This window comes from Tardiphaga sp. (assembly GCF_044340795.1).
GTDB lineage: Bacteria > Pseudomonadota > Alphaproteobacteria > Rhizobiales > Xanthobacteraceae > Tardiphaga.
The window spans coordinates 1-16,040 of record NZ_JBIISY010000143.1; the positions used below are offsets into that span (position 1 = coordinate 1).

Consider the following 16,040-nt stretch of genomic DNA (forward strand, 5'->3'; position numbering starts at 1 on the left):
CGTCATCGTCCAGGCGCTGACCGACAACCGCAACCGCGCCGCGTCGGACATTCGCTCCTTCTTCACCAAGTCCGGTGGCAACATGGGTGAAACCGGCTCGGTGTCCTTCATGTTCGACCATGTCGGAGTGATCGAATACGACGCCGACAAGGCCTCCGCCGATGACATGCTGGAAGCCGCCATCGAGGCCGGCGCAGACGACGTGGTGTCGAGCGAGAACGGCCACGAAATCTATTCGTCGCAGGATGGTTTCCACGAAGTCGCCAAGGCGCTGGAAGCGAAATACGGCGAAGCCCGCAAGGCCGCTCTGATCTGGAAGCCGCAGAACACCATCGCCGTGGATGACGAGACCGGCGAGAAGCTGATGAAGCTGGTCGACCTGCTCAACGATCACGACGACGTTCAGCACGTCTATGCGAATTTCGAAATCTCGGAAGCGCTGATGGCGAAGCTCGGCGGGTAAAGCTGCGGTCATTTCTCTTCTTCAAGTGTAAGAAGTGGCTGTAGACGAACGCCGCAGCCGTAGGATGGGTAGAGCGCAGGCGCGAAGTGCCGGAGCGAAACCCATCACGGCCGGGCGCTGGTGGTGATGGGTTTCGCTTCGCTCTACCCATCCTACGGGCCCCAGTTTCGTTCCTATTTCGTTCTTGACAAAATTCCCATCTTCGCCATACTCCCTTCCATCTTGTTCGGTGAGGGGCGTTCTCATGAGACGTCTTTAAACGGAGCAAGATGCGGCGCCTGCGGGCCGGGGGAGGACGTATCCCCCAGCACTCGGGTGGTCGGAGGTTACCGTCCGGGCCCAATACGGGGCTCTGCCGCTAGTGCGCGGCTGGACGCGGTGCGGGCGAAGGCAGGGAAACCTGTCGGATGGCTTTCCTGCGGGAAAGCGCCCAGTACCCGGAAGAACGGTCCTTCGACTAGCAAGACGTCGCGGTGGCGCGCCGTAAGGCGTTGCGCGGCTCAGGCTTGCTGGCGATCCAGCCTGTCGGAGCAGCGTCAAGTCCACTCAAGTGCGCCTTGCGGCGTGCCACCTCCCCTCATGTCTGGAGGGGAGATCTGCTCACACCTCGGACGCGCAAGCGCCGCGAGAAAATTGATGCTTGTCCACAGCGCAGATGAGACGAAGTCTTCATCCGCCACCGAGTGCGCATCCGCAACTCCGCCGCGGATGACGCGCTAATTCGCCTTACGGCACAGCGCCTGCAGCAGCGGTTCCATAGGTGCTCTCTTCCGCCACAATGTTTCCCGTAAAATTCGAGTTGTTCGCTGAACGGTTGCGCTAAGTCTTGCTGTCATAAGCGCTGTCACTACTGAAGAGGACAGCAATGGTTGACAGAACAGAACTACCCGGACGGAACGTCGTCGATCTGCGATCCTACCAGGCCGCGCGACGTGTCGTTGGCAAGGCTCAGGCGATGACGGTACGCAATTGCCGCCATTGCGGTGCAGCTCTGCTCGACGGCGAGTCCGATGACGATTGCTCGAGCGCCGGCATCGAAGCCGCTGCGCCGATGCTGCGGAAGTTTTACGCGGACTGACGGTCCCGTTCTTCCCCTGCGAGGAGCGCCAGAAAGGCGCCTGCCTCACTTCTTGCGTCTCAAAAATGACGCTCCCCACATTCCGGCAACACAAACTTCGCCCTCATCCTGAGGAGCGCGCATTTGCGCGCGTCTCGAAGGATGGTGTCAAACTCCGGAGTCCGGCCAGCTCATGGTGCGAGACGGCGCTTCGCGCCTCCTCACCATGAGGGGATGGAGCGTGAGGTCACACGTGCTGACCACCATTGATGTGGATCTCGGCGCCGTTCACGTATGAACTGGTCTCCGTGCACAGCACATAGATGATCTTGGCGACTTCATCGGGCGTGCCCAGGCGATGCATCGGGATCTGGTGATCGACGATCGCCTGCGTGCCCGGTGACAGGATCGATGTGTCGATCTCGCCCGGCGCGATCGCATTCACGCGCACGCCGAGTGGGCCGAAGTCGGACGCCATCTCGCGCGTCAGCGCGGCGAGCGCAGCCTTCGACGTCGCGTAAGCGGCGCCGGCGAACGGATGCACGCGCGAACCGGCGATCGAGGTGACATTCACCACCGAACCCTTCGCGGCCTTGAGCTGTTCGATCAATCCGCGCGCCATCATGATCGGCGCAAAGAAATTGACGTTGAACACATGGGTCCAGGTGGCGACATCGGTGCCGATCGAGCCCATGCGCGCGCCGCCTTCGGCCTTTGGCGAAATCGCCGCATTGTTCACCAGCGCATGCAGCGCGCCGCCATTGAGGCGTTCCTTGATCTCGTCGATGGCGCGCGCTGTGTCGTCATGATTGGCGAGGTCGACCTGGATGTGATCTTCCGGACCCGCATCCCACGGACAGACTTCCGGGAACGGATGCCGCGAACAGGTCAGCACGCGCCAGCCGGCGCTGGAAAACCGCATCACCGTGGCATGGCCGATGCCGCGGCTTGCGCCGGTGAGCAGCATGGTGCGCTTGGGCGCATTCGATCCGGAATGCGCGGCAGCTTTGGGTCGGGCCGTGGGCTCGGAATTCACGGATACATCCTCACTTTGCTCCATGCAGACCCGGCTGCCTCGCGGCGGAACTCGATGCGGTCATGCAGGCGATAGGGGCGGTCGTGCCAGAATTCGATACGCTGTGGCGCGATGCGCCATCCGCTCCAGCCTGGTGGACGCGGCACATTGCCGATCAGATACTTTGCGCCTTCCTTGGCGATGGCCTGTTCGAAGGCGAAGCGGCTTTCCAGTGGCTGCGACTGCTTGCTGGCCCAGGCACCGATCTGCGCCTGCTTCGGGCGGCTGGCGAAATACTCGTCGGCTTCCTCGGATGTCACGGGCGTCACCGGACCGCGAATGCGGACCTGCCGGCGCAGCGACTTCCAGTGAAACAGCAGTGCCGCCTTGGGATTGCCGGCGAGCTCCTGGCCCTTCTGGCTGGCGATGTGGCTGTAGAACACGAAGCCATCGGCGTCGTAGCCCTTCATCAGCACCATGCGCACATCGGGCAGCCCGTCGGCATCGACGGTCGCCAGCGCCATCGCGTTGGGATCGTTCGGCTCCGACGTCCTGGCCTCGTTAAACCACTCGGAAAACAGCGCAAATGGTTCTTCGGCCGCCGTAAAATCACCTGACGTTAACGGAGTTGGGCTTTTGATGGAGGAGGTCGTGTCGGTCATGTCCGGAGTTCCGATTTGCGTTGGCCTGCTGTCAAGCGTGCGCTGCCGTCCCTGCATAGGTTCGACCTATATAGGGCACGGAACAGCATTGGCCTATCGGCCATCTGTCCGCTCAAGGCGGCTTTGACAGCTATTCTCATTGGCACCGGTCTCGGCGGCTGCAGCGTCATGCGCAGCGATGACGGCCCTTTCGCCAAAATGGAAGGCAGCGATGTCACCGGCTCGATCACGCCATTCGCGCGGCCGGCGAGCTATGATCCGACCGACGCCGATCTGGCGCTGGCGCGCAATGCCGCCAGCGATGTCCTGACCAGAGGCAGCCGCGATTCCAGCCAGCCATGGGAGAATCCCGCAACCGGCGCGCGTGGTTCGGTGACGCCGCTCTCCAGCACCTATGTGGCCGAGGGCAAGACCTGTCGGGATTTCCTCGCCAGCTATGTCAACGGCACCACCGAAAGCTGGATGCAAGGTGCGGCCTGTAAAGGCGAGCGCGGCCGCTGGGATGTGCGGACCCTCGTGCCGTGGAAGCGGAGCTGACGATTCGGAAGCGAAGCTGAAGATTTGGAAGCGCAGCGGGGATTCGCCGTTCAAAGCTTGCGGTCCCGTTGCAAAAATGACACGAACACCCCAGATGAAAGAGCAAGCAGGCACGGCCTGCACGCCATTCACGCGGGCGCGAGCCCGCATTTCGCATATTTGAGGAGAGACGACGGATGCGCGACCCCTATGAGGTCTTGGGGGTGCAGCGGGGCGCCAGTGCTGCGGCGATCAAGAGCGCCTTTCGCAAGCTCGCCAAGAAGCATCATCCCGACGCCAACAAAGATGATCCGAAGGCCGCCGAGCGGTTTTCGGAAGTGAACGCGGCTAACGAAATCCTCGGTGACGAGGAGAAGCGCAGGCAGTTCGACCGTGGCGAAATCGATGCCGACGGCAAGGTGCGCTTCCAGGGCTTTCCCGGCGGCGGCCGTGGCGGTGCGCGCAGCGGCGGATTCGAGCACGCTTTCCGTGGCGGCCCGCAAGGCGCCGGCGCAGGCGGCTTCGAGGATATCCTGAACAGCATGTTCGGCGGCGCTGCCGGTCGCGGCGCGCGCGGTGGTGCGCAGTCGTTCGAATTCGACGGCGGTGGTTTCGGTGGCGGCAGCGCCTATGGCGGCGGCATTCCCGATCTCGACATCAACGTCTCCATGACCGTGACTCTCGAAGAGTCCGTCAAGGGCACCGAGAAGCGCGTGCGGCTGTCGACGGGCAAGGAACTGAACGTCAAGGTGCCGGCCGGTGTTACAAACGGCCAGCAGATCCGCCTGCGCGGCCAGGGCGAAACCGCGCCTGGTCATCGTCCCGGCGATCTCATGATCACCGTGACCATCGCACCGGATTCGACCTTCAAGATCGACGGCAGCGACCTGCGGGTGGATCTGCCGATCACGCTGTATGAAGCAGTGCTCGGTGCCAAGGTGCGCGCACCGACGCTCACAGGCGCGGTCGAACTCTCGATCCCGAAGAACACGTCGAGCGGTCGCGTGTTTCGCCTCAAGGGCAAGGGCCTGCCGAAAGCCGACGGCGCCGGCGACCTGTATTTCACCACCCGCATCATGCTTCCCGACGGCAACGACGCCGAACTGGAAGCCCTGATGGAGAAGTGGCAGAGCGGCCATCCGTATCATCCGCGGAGCGATATGTAATCTGTAAGTGGGCAAAGGCGCTCTTGCGCCGTGCCCACCTTCAAGTGCACGGCTGGTGAAGGTGCGCACGCTTCCGCCGTCGCGCTTCGCGCCATGGCGGAAAGGTCGCTTTGACCACCCTACATGCCCGTCTTGATACCGTCTCGTCGGCGGTATTAATTGCCTCCATGACAAGCGCGCCGACCTTCCGACAGATTTTCCACGGCATCTGGACTATGACTGCAGACGTGTTGCGCCAGGCGCCACGTCTCGTCCTGATGTCATTTGTCATCCTCATCATGGCCGAACTCGCGAAAGTGTCCTTTCCCGAGACCCATCTCGGCAACAAGGCCCTGCGAGAACTGATCGACCTGCTGCGATGCGCGGCACTGGTTCCGATCAATATTGCGCTGTACCGCCTGCTGCTGCTCACCGAACAGCCGTCGGGCTATAGGTTTGATGCCGGCTCCTCGCGTTTTCGCCGCTTCCTCGTCTGGAGCCTGGTGTTTCAGGCTTTCGCCATTCCCTTCATGCTGTTTGGTGCCGACAGCAATGGCGACTATCGCAGCGGTACCGCGGCGATTGCGCTGCTGCTCCTTCTGATCGCCGAAATCTATGTCGGCTTGCGATTGACGCTCTTGCTGCCGGCGCTCGCAGCCGGCACGGAGGACGTGTCCTGGCGCGATGCCTGGGCCGATAGCCGCGGCCGCGTGTGGCGGCTGATCAAGATTCTGCTCGTGCCCTTCGCGCTGATGATCGTCACCGTCCTGCCGGCGATGATGGCGATGGAGAATGCGGGCTTTCAGAGTGACGTCGCCGATCTATCCAACTGGCGCGCCTGGGTGCGGGCCGTGTTCGATGCTGCGGTGTCGACCGTCACGGAACTGCTGATCCTCGCTGCTGGCGCGTCTGCGTTCGTCTGGGTCGGCGACCGTGTGAAGCAGGGCGGCGCGCGGAATCAACCGCCCACCTTCTCCGTCTGATCATAGATCGCCCGCGCCACCGTGTTCAGCCGTTCCTTGTCGGTCGGGCCTGACACCACATAGCCAACGCCCTTGTCGGCCCAGAACATGGCGCCGCAATTGGTGCGCGCGGTGTAGCGCATCTGTGTCGCATCGGTGTCGGCGCGCGAGGTATAGAGCGTGAAGCGCTCGCCGCTGGCATTCTCATACATGAAGAACGCGGCGGGCGCGTCGGGGCCGGGCAACAGACGGCCGCCGACCAGCTTCAGCCCGCTGGCGTCGAGATCCGGTGCCTTGATGCTGTAGCCGACACGCTTCGACAGCCACTGCTGGAGATGCGCGCGCTCGTCACCGGCGACCTCGACGGGATGGCGCACTTCCACCACATAGGTCCGGTGCGCATCCATCGCATCCAGTGCAAAACTCTGGAAGCCCGGCGACGAGGCGGAGGCGCCGCGCGCCAGCCAGCCGACGCTGCCGCCGGCGACGAAGGCGACGAGTGCCGCAGCAACAGCACCATAAAGCCAGGAGCGCGATTGCGACTGCCGCGTCAGGCGTTCGAGTTCGAGGCGCTGCGGCACCGGCTCTTCGGCCACGGCGTCGTAACGGGCATGCAGGAGATCGGCCATGCTGCGCCAGGAGCGCACGCGCTCGGCATCGTCGGGATGCGCCGCTAGCCATGCCTCCACATCGGCACGCCGCTCGGCCGGCAATTCGTCATCGACGAAGGCGTGCAATTCGTCTTCGGTGACGGGGATTTTCGGGTCGGTCATTATCGGTCCTCTGAAATCACTTGACCGCGCGGAGCGCCGGGCGCTCGCCGTCGAGATAGGCTTTGACATGGGCACGGGCACGGGCGAGGCGCGACATCACGGTGCCGATCGGCACGCCCTGGATTTCTGCGACCTCACGATAGCTCAGCCCTTCCAGCATCACGAGCAGCAACACCGAGCGTTGCTCTTCCACGAGCGCGGCCAAAGCGCGCGTGATGTCGCGCCCTTCGGCTTCGGTGCCTGACGCGTCGGCATTGTTGTCGAACAGTTCGGTGAACACCGGTTTGCGCGCCAGCGAGCGGCGGCGGTTGCGGTTCAGATTGGTCAGGATGGTGTAGAGCCAGCTGCGCAGGTCACCGCCGATGAACAGCCGCTCCGAGCGCAGCGCCCGCACCAGCGTGTCCTGCACGAGATCGTCGGCAATGTCGGTATCGCGGGCCAGCGCGCGGGCATAACGCCGCAGCGCCGGGATCATGCTTTCCACGCCTTCGCGGAACGCGTTCATGAGGCTGTCGCCATTGGCTGGGATCCGGGCTGGGGTCCATCGGTATGTCGAGGCGGCCACAATTGCCGCATCCATCATAACACCTTGTCCGGGCATCTATTCCGGCGCTGGCGGACATGGTGAACAGACCACGATCCCGGCACTTTGGGGCTATACCCTGCGGCAGTGCTGGTGTACCCCAAAGGCCAGATTTGAGACGAGATTTGAGGCTTGGCCAAAAGCCGGCCGGCCAGCGAAAACGGAGGCGATATGAGCGAAGTGTCAGGCCTGATGAAGGGCAAGCGTGGTGTCATTCTGGGCGTCGCCAACAACCGCTCCATCGCCTGGGGTATCGCCAAGGCGTGCCAGGCCCAGGGCGCCGAAATCGCGCTGACTTATCAGGGCGACGCGCTGAAGAAGCGCGTCGAGCCGCTGGCCGCCGAACTCGGCGCCTCGCTGCTCGGCCATTGCGATGTCACCGATCCCGCCACCATCGATGCGGTGTTCGATGCCGCCAAGGCCAAGTGGGGCAAGATCGATTTCGTCGTCCATGCCATCGCCTTCTCCGACAAGAACGAGCTCGAAGGCCGCTATGTGGACACGACCGCGGAGAATTTCAGCAAGAGCATGCTGATCTCCTGCTACTCGCTGACCGCGATCGCGCAGCGTGCCGAAAAGCTGATGACCGAAGGCGGCTCCATCGTCACGCTCAGCTATTACGGCGCCGAGAAGTGGATGCCGAACTACAATGTCATGGGCGTCGCCAAGGCTGCGCTGGAAGCCAGCGTGCGTTACCTCGCCGCCGACCTCGGCGAGAAGGGCATCCGCGTCAATGCGATTTCGGCCGGCCCGATCAAGACGCTGGCTTTCGCCGGCATCGCCGACTCGCGCTACCTGCTCAAGTACAACGAAGTGAACGCGCCGCTGCGCAAGAACGTGTCGATCGACGAAGTCGGCCAGAGCTCGATGTATTTCCTCTCGGACCTGTCGAGCGGCGTCACCGGCGAAGTGCATCATGTCGATGCCGGCTATCACGTGCTCGGCACCAAGGTGCCGGACGCGCCCGATATCCGCATGGGCAGCGGGGAGTAATACGCCGTCATTGCGAGGAGCGCAGCGACGAAGCAATCCAGCCTTCGTTCTTGGCTTCTGGATTGCTTCGCTACGCTCGCAATGACGACTGGAAACATCGAGCCTCACCTCATGCCAACCATCTATTACATCCGCCACGGCCAGACGGAATGGAATGCCTTGGGCCGTTTCCAGGGCTCCAAGGACATTCCGCTCAATGATCTCGGCCGCGAGCAGGCGACCCATGCCGGCACGGTGCTGAAGGATCTGCTGGCGCGCCACAACCGCACCCATCGCGACGTGTCCTTCGTCGCCAGCCCGCTCGGCCGCGCGCGCAACACCATGGAGCTGGTGCGCACGGAGCTCGCGATTCCCGTGGGCGATTACGCGCTCGACGATCGCCTGCGCGAGATCGGCTATGGCGACTGGGAAGGTTTTACGCTGCCGCAACAGCAGGCCGACAAGCCGGAGCTATACGCCGCACGCCTGACCCAGAAATGGACCCTGCCTGCGCCCGGCGGCGAGAGCTATGTGCAGGTCGAGGAACGCGTCCGCGCCTGGGCGTCGGAGCTGACCGACGATGTGGTCGCCGTGGCCCATGGCGGCACCTGTCGCGCGCTGATGGTGGCGCTCGGCATCGACACCCCCGACGGCGTGGCGGAACTGCCGATTCAGCAGGGCGCGGTCTATGTGTTCAGCGAGGATGGGCTGGAGAAGTTCGCCTGACCTTGTAGCCTGGATGGAGCGTAGCGAAATCCGGGGATGTCGAGATTGTTGAAACGCCGGTCCCGGATTACGCTGGGCTCCATCCGGGCTACGATCCCAACTTTGGAAATCCAATGTCCCACAACACCTTCGGTCATATATTCCGCGTCACCACCTTTGGCGAGAGCCACGGAGTGGCGATCGGCTGCGTGGTCGATGGGTGTCCGCCGATGATCCCGCTGGAGGCCGCCGAGATCCAGCTCGATTTGGATCGCCGACGTCCCGGCCAGTCGCGCTTCACCACGCAGCGGCAGGAGCCCGACGCGGTCAAGATTTTGTCCGGCGTGATGGCGCATCCGCAGACCGGTGCGCAGGTCACAACCGGCACGCCGATCGCGCTCCTGATTGAGAACACCGACCAGCGCTCCAAGGACTATTCCGAGATCAAGGACAAATTCCGTCCCGGCCATGCAGACTTCACTTACGAGGCAAAATACGGCCTGCGCGACTATCGCGGCGGTGGTCGTTCTTCCGCGCGCGAAACGGCGACCCGTGTGGCGGCAGGCGCCATTGCGCGAAAAGTCCTGCCGGGCGTGAATGTCCGCGCCGCTTTGGTGCAGATGGGGCCGCACAAGATCGACCGCGCCAACTGGAATTGGGACGAGGTCGGCAACAATCCGTTCTTCTGCCCCGATGCGGAGAAGGCGGCGTTCTATGCCGATTATCTCGACGGCATCCGCAAGTCCGGCTCCTCCATTGGCGCCGTCATCGAAGTGGTGGCCGATGGCGTGCCGGCAGGTCTGGGCGCACCGATCTATGGCAAGCTCGACTCGGACATCGCCGCGGCGCTGATGAGCATCAATGCCGTGAAGGGCGTCGAGATCGGCGACGGTTTCGATGCCGCCGCGCTCACCGGCGAGGAAAATGCCGACGAGATGCGGATGGGCAATAACGGCCCGACCTTCATGTCCAACCATGCCGGCGGCGTTCTGGGCGGCATTTCCACCGGCCAGCAGGTCGTCGCGCGTTTTGCCGTGAAGCCGACCTCGTCGATCCTCTCGCCGCGCAAGACGGTGGATCGCGGCGGCGCTGATACGGATATCCTGACAAAAGGCCGTCACGATCCCTGCGTCGGCATCCGCGCAGTGCCGGTGGCGGAAGCCATGGTGGCCTGCGTGATCGCCGACCACTTCATCCGCCATCGCGGGCAGGTCGGCTAATCCTGTAGCCCGGATGGAGCGCAGCGCAATCCGGGGACCGGCGATATGCCGATGCTCTGATTCCCGGATTACGCTTCGCTCCATCCGGGCTACGCGCTAAGCTGCATCCGCAATGGACACCACGCAGCTCGACGATCTCATCACCTGGCTCGCTGACGGCGCGCGCTCGCATGTCGGCACCGAGCTGTTCATGGCCGAGACCTGCGAGCGGATGGTCGCCGCTGGAATCCCGCTGTTTCGCGTCGGCGTATTCGTGAGCACGCTGCATCCGAGCCTGATGGGGCGCGGCTTCATCTGGCGCGCCGGCGCCGGCGTCACTTTGGGGTCGATGGCCCATGGCGAAGACGAGGGCGACGAATTCCAGCTCAGTCCGCTGTTCCGCGTTTTCAACGAAGGCATCGAGGTGCGCCATCGCCTTGGCGGCATCGAGAGCGGCAATATCCCGTTTCTTGCCGATATGCGGAACGAGGGCAGCACCGACTATATCGCCCTGCCGCTGCACATGTCCGGCGGCGATACCCAGGCGTCGAGCTGGACCACGCGCGATCCCGATGGATTTTCCGATGCGCAGCTCGACGGCCTGCGCCGCATGATGCCGGCGCTGACCCGGATGATCGAGATCCATCTGCTGCGTCACATGGGCGCCGGCCTGCTCGACAATTATGTCGGTGCCCGCGCCGGCGCGCGGATTCTGGCGGGGCAAATCCGCCGTGGCCATACCGAGACCATGCAGGCGGTGATCTGGCTATCCGACCTGCGCGGCTTCACCGCGCTGTCGGACCGGCTGCAGCCCGAGCATGTGGTCGACATCCTCAATCGCTACTTCGATTGCCAGGTGCCTGCGATTCTTGAGCAGGGCGGGGAAGTCCTGAAATTCATGGGCGATGGACTGCTCGCTGTCTTTCCCGTCGCCGAGAACGAGGAAGACCTGACGGCTGTCTGCGGTCGCGTGCTGGAGGCTGCGCGCGCATCACGGTCGGCTGTCGAGCAGTTGCGATGGGCCGGGACCAATCTCGCCGAGGAGCAATTCCGTTTCGGTCTCGCACTGCATGTGGGCAAGGTTCTCTACGGCAATATCGGCGGCGGCGATCGGGTGGATTTCACCTGTATCGGCCCGGCCGTGAATCTTGCGGCGCGGCTGGAGAAGATTGCCGGAAAGCTGTCGCGCACGGTGGTCGCGTCGGCTGCCTTCGTTGATGCAAGCAAAGACGACTGGACCGAACTCGGCGAGTTTCCGATCGCGGGATTTGCGAGGGCCGAGCGCGTGTATGGGCTCGCGGATGAGACGCAGCCGTAGGGCGGATTAGCGTAGCGTAATCCGCCGGCCGACTTCATGGCGGAGACTCGGCGGCGGATTACGGCTTCGCCTCATCCGCCCTACGGTTGAGTCACTCTTCCGGCTCGATCGTGAACAGCAGCGGATACCCCTTTGCGCGCCCGGCATCGGTCGCCCGCGTCGCCTTGGTCTCGGCGACATCGCGCGTGAACACCGCCACCACGCAGACGCCGCGCTGATGCGCCGTCATCATCACCTTGGCGGCCTGGTCCTCGGACATGCGGAATTCCGCCTTCAGCACCCGTACGACGAATTCGCGCGGCGTGTAGTCGTCGTTGACGAGAATGACCTTGTACAATTTGGGCCGCTCGACCTTCGGCTTTGCCTTGGTCTCCGGCTTGATGGTGCTGTCGGGCATGGAAGCTCACGCGGGCGGATCGTGCGGAAGGCGCGGTGACGCTGCCACATATAATGGCACCGCAGGCCGCTGTCGATCAGGCAGCGTCTTCCCGCATTGCTGACCTGAATGTGATGGGCGCCGCAGGTTCCTGCTTTGCGGCACGTCATTTGCGTGTCACCATTCGATTCACAAACGGGAGGGCCGCAATGCGCTGGTGTGTCTCGATTGGAGCGGTACTCGTCGCCGGCGCGATCGTCGGCGGTGACGTCTCGACCGTGGCCGCCACCGGCCTGAAGCCGCAGCTTGCCCAAAGCAGGCCCGAGCCCGTCGTCGATGTCGAACTGGTGCTGGCGGTGGACGTGTCCTATTCGATGGACATGGACGAACTGGCCATCCAGCGCGAAGGCTATGCCCAGGCGATCGTCTCCAAGGAATTCCTCGCCGCATTGAAGACCGGCCCGAACGGCAAGATCGCCGTCACCTATTTCGAATGGGCGGCGGCCAATGACCAGAAGGTCGTCATCCCGTGGCGGGTGATCGATGGGCCGGAATCGGCCGATGCGGTCGCCGCCGAGATCATGAAGGCGCCGATCCGCCGTGCGTCACGCACCTCGATCTCCGGCGCCATCAATTACGCCATGCCGCTGTTCGAGGAGAACGCGCTGCACGGCATCCGCCGCGTCATCGACATCTCCGGCGACGGTCCGAACAACAATGGCGGCCCGGTCACCATCGCCCGCGATGCGGCGGTGGAGAAGGGCATCATCATCAACGGCCTGCCCATCATGGCGAAGGAACTGTCCTATTCGACCATGGATATCGAGAATCTCGATTGGTACTACGAGGACTGCGTGATCGGCGGCCCCGGCGCCTTCGTGGTGCCGATCAAGGAGCGCGACAAGTTCAAGGAAGCCATTCGTACCAAGCTGGTGATGGAGGTCGCGGGGATCGCACTGCCCTATGCGAAGATCATTCCGGCTGCCGCGCGCGAACCGCGGGTCAATTGCATGGTGGGCGAGAAGATCTGGCAGGATCGCTGGGGAAGATAGCACATCCGTAGGGCGGATGAGGCGAAGCCGTCATCCGCCGCGGAGTTTCAGCTATGCACTCGGCAGGCGGATTACGCTTCGCTCATCCACCCTGCGGCAAAGCGCTCATGCTCGTGCAATCGCGTGAAAGAACGTCCCCGTGACATGGCCGCGCCGTCCGCCGCGTTCGGGCAGCGACAACCCATCCGTGTTGGTGAGATCGACGAGTGGTTCGTCGCGGCCGATGTCGGTGAGCGACGCATAGTGGAATTCATGGCCGCGAATGATCGCGCCGGATGATCCGATCACGCTGTCCGCCAGCAGTTTCGCCTCGCGATAGCCGAGGTGCAGCTTCCGCTTCTGGAAGCTCGTCGTGTGGCTCAGCAGCCCGGTCATCGCATGGCGATGACCATCGGCATCTTCCAGCCCTTCGCCGAGCACCATGTAGCCACCGCATTCGCCATGAACGGACCGGGTCTGTGCGAAGCGCGTGAGGCCGTCGCGGAAGGTGGTCGCAGTCGCCAGGGCGCCGGCATACAGTTCAGGATAGCCGCCCGGCAGCCAGCAGCTGTCGCAATGCTCGGGCGGTGCTTCATCCGCCAGCGGCGAGAAGCGGATGATCTCGGCGCCGGCATGGCGCCAGCCGTCGAGGAGATGCGGATAGATGAAGCTGAACGCCGCATCCGAAGCGAGCGCGATGCGTTGGCCCGGTGGCGGCAAGGCTGGCGTGGTGGAACGGGCCGGCGACGTTGCGATGGGGGCAGCCAAAGCGAGAATTGCATCGAGATCGAGATGCTTCTCGGCCATGTCGGCGAGCGCGGCGATACGTTTGGCAATATCGCCATGTTCTCCGGCCTGCACCAGGCCGAGATGGCGCTCTGGCAGCGCGAGAGCCGCATCGCGCGGGACGGCGCCGACCACGGGAATACCCAGCGCCGCGATGGCATCGGTGATCAGTTTCCGATGCCGATCGCTGCCGACGCGGTTGAGCACCACGCCGGCGATGCGCACATCTGGTGCATGCGTCGCAAATCCACGCACGACGGCGGCGGCCGATTGCGATTGGGCAGTGACGTCGAGGACGAGGATCACCGGCAGGCGAAACTGCGTGGCGATGCTGGCGCTGGAGCCGTTGCGCAAGGGTTCGGCGGGCACACCGTCGAACAGGCCCATGACGCCTTCCACGGCAACCAGATCGGTGCCTTCTGCGGCCCGCGCCATCAGCGCCTGCAGCAGTGGCGGCGGCATCGTCCAGCTATCGAGATTGACGCAAGGCGCGCCGGTGGCTGCAGCATGGAAAGCGGGATCGATATAATCCGGCCCGGCCTTGGCCGCGCGCAGCCTGACGCCCCGCCGCGCCAGCGCAGCGAGCAGGCCAAGCGTCACCGTCGTCTTGCCGGCGCCGGAGCGGATGGCGGAGATCAAGAGGCCGGTGGTCATGGGATCGTTCGCAGCATCGCGGTGGATTACTGCGGCCGGAGGCGCCTCGCAAGCAGGCTTACGCTCCGTTTGTCGTTGCCCGGCTCGACCGGGCAACCCAGTAAACTCTGTCAGAGCGGTGTGTAATGGGTCACCCGGTCAAGCCGGGTGACGACAGATCAAGGCATGCGCCGGCGCGTCTCACGCCGTCGCGGTTTCCTTCTTTGGCCAGTACTTGTCCCGCAGATGCCGCTTCACCAGCTTGCCGGTCGGCGTACGCGGCAGTTCTGCCTCGAAATCCACGCTCTTCGGGCATTTGATCGGCGACAGGTGCTTGCGGCAGAACGCGATTAGCTCGGCTTCCAGTGCCTTGCCGGCGCGGTTCATGCTGTGCGGCTGCACCACGGCCTTCACCTCTTCGCCCATCTCGTCATTGGGCACGCCGAACACCGCGACATCGGCGACCTCCGGATGGGTAATCAGTACATCCTCCGTTTCCTGCGGATAGATGTTCACGCCGCCGGAGATGATCATGTAGGACTTGCGGTCGGTGAGATAGAGGAAGCCTTCGGCGTCGACATAGCCGACATCGCCGAGCGTCGACCAGCCGCGCGCATTATAGGCGCGCTTCGTCTTCTCGGGATCGTTGTGATAGCTGAACACCGGTGTGTCGGCGAAATAGACGGTGCCGATTTCGCCGGTCGGGCGTTCCTGATCCTCCTCGTCGAGAATCTTGACGCTGCCGACCACGGCCTTGCCGACCGTGCCGCGATGGCTGAGCCACTGCTGCGAATTGGAGACGGTGACGCCGTTGCCTTCGGAGCCGGCGTAATATTCGATCAGGATCGGCCCCCACCAGTCGATCATTTTTGCCTTCACATCGACCGGGCAGGGCGCTGCCGCATGGATCGCGCCCTTCAGCGAGGAGACGTCGTAGCGCTGGCGGATCTCGTCCGGCAGTTTCAGCATGCGCACGAACATGGTCGGCACCAGCTGCGACTGGGTGATCTTGTACTTCTCGACCAGCTCCAGAAACTTCTCGGCGTCGAACTTCTCCATGATCACCGAGGTGCCACCCAGCGTGATCGCCATCATGTTGAAGCGCAGAGGGGCCGCGTGATAGAGCGGCGCCGGCGACAGATAGATGCTGTCCTCGGTCATACCGCACATGGTCGAGCACAGGAGCTTCAGGAACGGGTTCGGCACGTCGATTGGCGAATTCTCCGAGGCGCGCTTGATGCCCTTCGGACGACCGGTGGTGCCGGAAGAATACAGCATGTCATAGCCGGCAATCTCGTCGGCGATCGGCGTGGTGGGCTGCGCTGCGAGCGCCGTGTTCCAGTCACGAAAACCGCCGCGCGAGCCATCGACGATGTAGAAGATCGGTTCGGCCGCATTGGTGATCAGCGGGGCGATCACATCGGCGCATTGCTCGGATGTGATGACGACGCGAGCGCCGCAATCCTGCACGATATAGGCGATCTCATCGGCGGTGAGATAGCGGCTGATGGCCGTGTAATAGAGCCCCGAGCGCTGCGCGGCCCAGCAGATCTCCATGAATTCGAGCCGGTTCTCCATCAGCAGCGCGATGTGATCGCCGGCCTTGAGGCCCAGTGAGCGGAAGAGATGCGCACCGCGATTGGAGCGCTCATCAAGCTCGCGATAGGTGAGGGCCTGGCCCGAGCCGGCCATGCGGTAGGCGATCTTGTCGGGGTGGGTTTTGGCGTGGATCGACGGATGCGTCATGGGTGTTTCCTCTTGGAAGGATCGGCGGGTTGGCCCGCTCGTGATGTTCTCTCAGTCGTCGTCCCGGCGAACGCCGGGACCCATAACCTCTGTCTTGT

The 16,040-nt window shown here is 63.5% G+C and carries 17 protein-coding genes; 10 read left to right on the forward strand and 7 right to left on the reverse strand.

Annotated features, from left to right (window positions below; all coding sequences use genetic code 11):
- Both ACIQ17_RS21000 and ACIQ17_RS21005 read left to right on the forward strand, forming a co-directional pair.
- Nucleotides 1-463 (forward strand): YebC/PmpR family DNA-binding transcriptional regulator (locus ACIQ17_RS21000; protein ID WP_398471026.1); only part of this gene is annotated, 463 nt, incomplete at its 5' end.
- Nucleotides 464-1,328: 865 nt separating this feature from the next.
- A complete protein-coding gene (locus ACIQ17_RS21005; protein WP_398471028.1) occupies nt 1,329-1,541 on the forward strand; it encodes a hypothetical protein in 213 nt (70 codons plus the stop codon).
- Between the two features lie 226 nt (nt 1,542-1,767).
- Here ACIQ17_RS21005 and ACIQ17_RS21010 read toward each other — a convergent pair whose 3' ends face one another.
- Together ACIQ17_RS21010 and pdxH are read right to left on the reverse strand one after the other, a co-directional pair.
- Nucleotides 1,768-2,487, reverse strand: coding sequence for an SDR family NAD(P)-dependent oxidoreductase (locus tag ACIQ17_RS21010; RefSeq protein ID WP_398471046.1), 720 nt, complete (start codon nt 2,485-2,487; stop codon nt 1,768-1,770).
- A gap of 65 nt (nt 2,488-2,552) precedes the next feature.
- Nucleotides 2,553-3,197 (reverse strand): pyridoxamine 5'-phosphate oxidase, encoded by a 645-nt coding sequence (gene pdxH / locus ACIQ17_RS21015; RefSeq protein ID WP_398471029.1) that lies wholly within the window; start codon nt 3,195-3,197, stop codon nt 2,553-2,555.
- 123 nt (nt 3,198-3,320) lie between these two features.
- Here pdxH and ACIQ17_RS21020 point away from each other — a divergent pair, with 123 nt between their 5' ends.
- The 3 genes from ACIQ17_RS21020 to ACIQ17_RS21030 all read left to right on the forward strand — a co-directional run bounded on the left by ACIQ17_RS21020 (nt 3,321) and on the right by ACIQ17_RS21030 (nt 5,841).
- The gene (locus tag ACIQ17_RS21020) at nt 3,321-3,734 is read left to right on the forward strand and encodes an RT0821/Lpp0805 family surface protein (protein ID WP_398471030.1); all 414 of its coding nucleotides are present in this window, start codon (nt 3,321-3,323) and stop codon (nt 3,732-3,734) included.
- A gap of 176 nt (nt 3,735-3,910) precedes the next feature.
- Nucleotides 3,911-4,879: a DnaJ C-terminal domain-containing protein gene (locus ACIQ17_RS21025; RefSeq protein ID WP_398471032.1), complete on the forward strand. Its 969-nt coding sequence runs from the start codon at nt 3,911-3,913 to the stop codon at nt 4,877-4,879.
- A gap of 110 nt (nt 4,880-4,989) precedes the next feature.
- Nucleotides 4,990-5,841: a hypothetical protein gene (locus tag ACIQ17_RS21030; protein ID WP_398471033.1), complete on the forward strand. Its 852-nt coding sequence runs from the start codon at nt 4,990-4,992 to the stop codon at nt 5,839-5,841.
- On the opposite strand, the gene ACIQ17_RS21035 is transcribed toward ACIQ17_RS21030, so the two are convergent.
- Nucleotides 5,817-6,593, reverse strand: a complete 777-nt coding sequence (locus ACIQ17_RS21035; protein ID WP_398471034.1) for an anti-sigma factor family protein — start codon at nt 6,591-6,593, stop codon at nt 5,817-5,819. The two genes, ACIQ17_RS21030 and ACIQ17_RS21035, sit on opposite strands and share 25 nt — an antisense overlap.
- 16 nt (nt 6,594-6,609) lie before the next feature.
- Entirely contained in the window at nt 6,610-7,098 is a 489-nt protein-coding gene (locus ACIQ17_RS21040; protein ID WP_398471035.1) for a sigma-70 family RNA polymerase sigma factor, read from the reverse strand.
- A 249-nt stretch (nt 7,099-7,347) separates the two neighbouring features.
- Between ACIQ17_RS21040 and fabI the strand changes: the two genes are divergently transcribed.
- The 4 genes from fabI (at nt 7,348) to ACIQ17_RS21060 (ending at nt 11,370) form a co-directional block, all read left to right on the forward strand.
- Entirely contained in the window at nt 7,348-8,169 is an 822-nt protein-coding gene (gene fabI, locus ACIQ17_RS21045; RefSeq protein ID WP_398471036.1) for an enoyl-ACP reductase FabI, read from the forward strand.
- A gap of 111 nt (nt 8,170-8,280) precedes the next feature.
- Nucleotides 8,281-8,874: a histidine phosphatase family protein gene (locus tag ACIQ17_RS21050; protein WP_398471037.1), complete on the forward strand. Its 594-nt coding sequence runs from the start codon at nt 8,281-8,283 to the stop codon at nt 8,872-8,874.
- A gap of 113 nt (nt 8,875-8,987) precedes the next feature.
- Nucleotides 8,988-10,073, forward strand: a complete 1,086-nt coding sequence (gene aroC / locus ACIQ17_RS21055; RefSeq protein ID WP_398471038.1) for a chorismate synthase — start codon at nt 8,988-8,990, stop codon at nt 10,071-10,073.
- A gap of 112 nt (nt 10,074-10,185) precedes the next feature.
- On the forward strand, nt 10,186-11,370 hold the full coding sequence (locus tag ACIQ17_RS21060) for an adenylate/guanylate cyclase domain-containing protein (protein ID WP_398471040.1): 1,185 nt from the start codon (nt 10,186-10,188) through the stop codon (nt 11,368-11,370).
- Between the two features lie 91 nt (nt 11,371-11,461).
- On the opposite strand, the gene clpS is transcribed toward ACIQ17_RS21060, so the two are convergent.
- The gene (gene clpS / locus ACIQ17_RS21065) at nt 11,462-11,767 is read right to left on the reverse strand and encodes an ATP-dependent Clp protease adapter ClpS (protein WP_398471041.1); all 306 of its coding nucleotides are present in this window, start codon (nt 11,765-11,767) and stop codon (nt 11,462-11,464) included.
- A 188-nt stretch (nt 11,768-11,955) separates the two neighbouring features.
- On the opposite strand from clpS, the gene ACIQ17_RS21070 reads away from it, so the two are divergent.
- Entirely contained in the window at nt 11,956-12,798 is an 843-nt protein-coding gene (locus ACIQ17_RS21070; RefSeq protein ID WP_398471043.1) for a DUF1194 domain-containing protein, read from the forward strand.
- 105 nt (nt 12,799-12,903) lie between these two features.
- Here the strand turns inward: ACIQ17_RS21070 and ACIQ17_RS21075 are convergent, their stop codons facing one another.
- Both ACIQ17_RS21075 and ACIQ17_RS21080 read right to left on the reverse strand, forming a co-directional pair.
- A complete protein-coding gene (locus ACIQ17_RS21075) occupies nt 12,904-14,217 on the reverse strand; it encodes a cobyrinate a,c-diamide synthase (RefSeq protein WP_398471044.1) in 1,314 nt (437 codons plus the stop codon).
- Between the two features lie 180 nt (nt 14,218-14,397).
- Nucleotides 14,398-15,942 carry an acyl-CoA synthetase gene (locus tag ACIQ17_RS21080; protein ID WP_398471045.1) on the reverse strand — a complete coding sequence of 515 codons (1,545 nt, stop codon included), beginning with the start codon at nt 15,940-15,942 and terminating at the stop codon, nt 14,398-14,400.
- Between the last annotated feature and the right edge of the window lie 98 nt (nt 15,943-16,040).

What these genes read in the sequence shown, in the direction of transcription:
- ACIQ17_RS21005 (WP_398471028.1), top strand. Translation starts at nt 1,329, where the DNA reads ATGGTTGACAGAACAGAACTACCCGGACGGAACGTCGTCGATCTGCGA.
- ACIQ17_RS21010 (WP_398471046.1), bottom strand. Translation starts at nt 2,487, where the DNA reads ATGCTGCTCACCGGCGCAAGCCGCGGCATCGGCCATGCCACGGTGATG.
- pdxH (WP_398471029.1), bottom strand. Translation starts at nt 3,197, where the DNA reads ATGACCGACACGACCTCCTCCATCAAAAGCCCAACTCCGTTAACGTCA.
- ACIQ17_RS21025 (WP_398471032.1), top strand. Translation starts at nt 3,911, where the DNA reads ATGCGCGACCCCTATGAGGTCTTGGGGGTGCAGCGGGGCGCCAGTGCT.
- ACIQ17_RS21035 (WP_398471034.1), bottom strand. Translation starts at nt 6,593, where the DNA reads ATGACCGACCCGAAAATCCCCGTCACCGAAGACGAATTGCACGCCTTC.
- ACIQ17_RS21040 (WP_398471035.1), bottom strand. Translation starts at nt 7,098, where the DNA reads ATGAACGCGTTCCGCGAAGGCGTGGAAAGCATGATCCCGGCGCTGCGG.
- fabI (WP_398471036.1), top strand. Translation starts at nt 7,348, where the DNA reads ATGAGCGAAGTGTCAGGCCTGATGAAGGGCAAGCGTGGTGTCATTCTG.
- ACIQ17_RS21050 (WP_398471037.1), top strand. Translation starts at nt 8,281, where the DNA reads ATGCCAACCATCTATTACATCCGCCACGGCCAGACGGAATGGAATGCC.
- aroC (WP_398471038.1), top strand. Translation starts at nt 8,988, where the DNA reads ATGTCCCACAACACCTTCGGTCATATATTCCGCGTCACCACCTTTGGC.
- ACIQ17_RS21060 (WP_398471040.1), top strand. Translation starts at nt 10,186, where the DNA reads ATGGACACCACGCAGCTCGACGATCTCATCACCTGGCTCGCTGACGGC.
- clpS (WP_398471041.1), bottom strand. Translation starts at nt 11,767, where the DNA reads ATGCCCGACAGCACCATCAAGCCGGAGACCAAGGCAAAGCCGAAGGTC.
- ACIQ17_RS21070 (WP_398471043.1), top strand. Translation starts at nt 11,956, where the DNA reads ATGCGCTGGTGTGTCTCGATTGGAGCGGTACTCGTCGCCGGCGCGATC.
- ACIQ17_RS21075 (WP_398471044.1), bottom strand. Translation starts at nt 14,217, where the DNA reads ATGACCACCGGCCTCTTGATCTCCGCCATCCGCTCCGGCGCCGGCAAG.
- ACIQ17_RS21080 (WP_398471045.1), bottom strand. Translation starts at nt 15,942, where the DNA reads ATGACGCATCCGTCGATCCACGCCAAAACCCACCCCGACAAGATCGCC.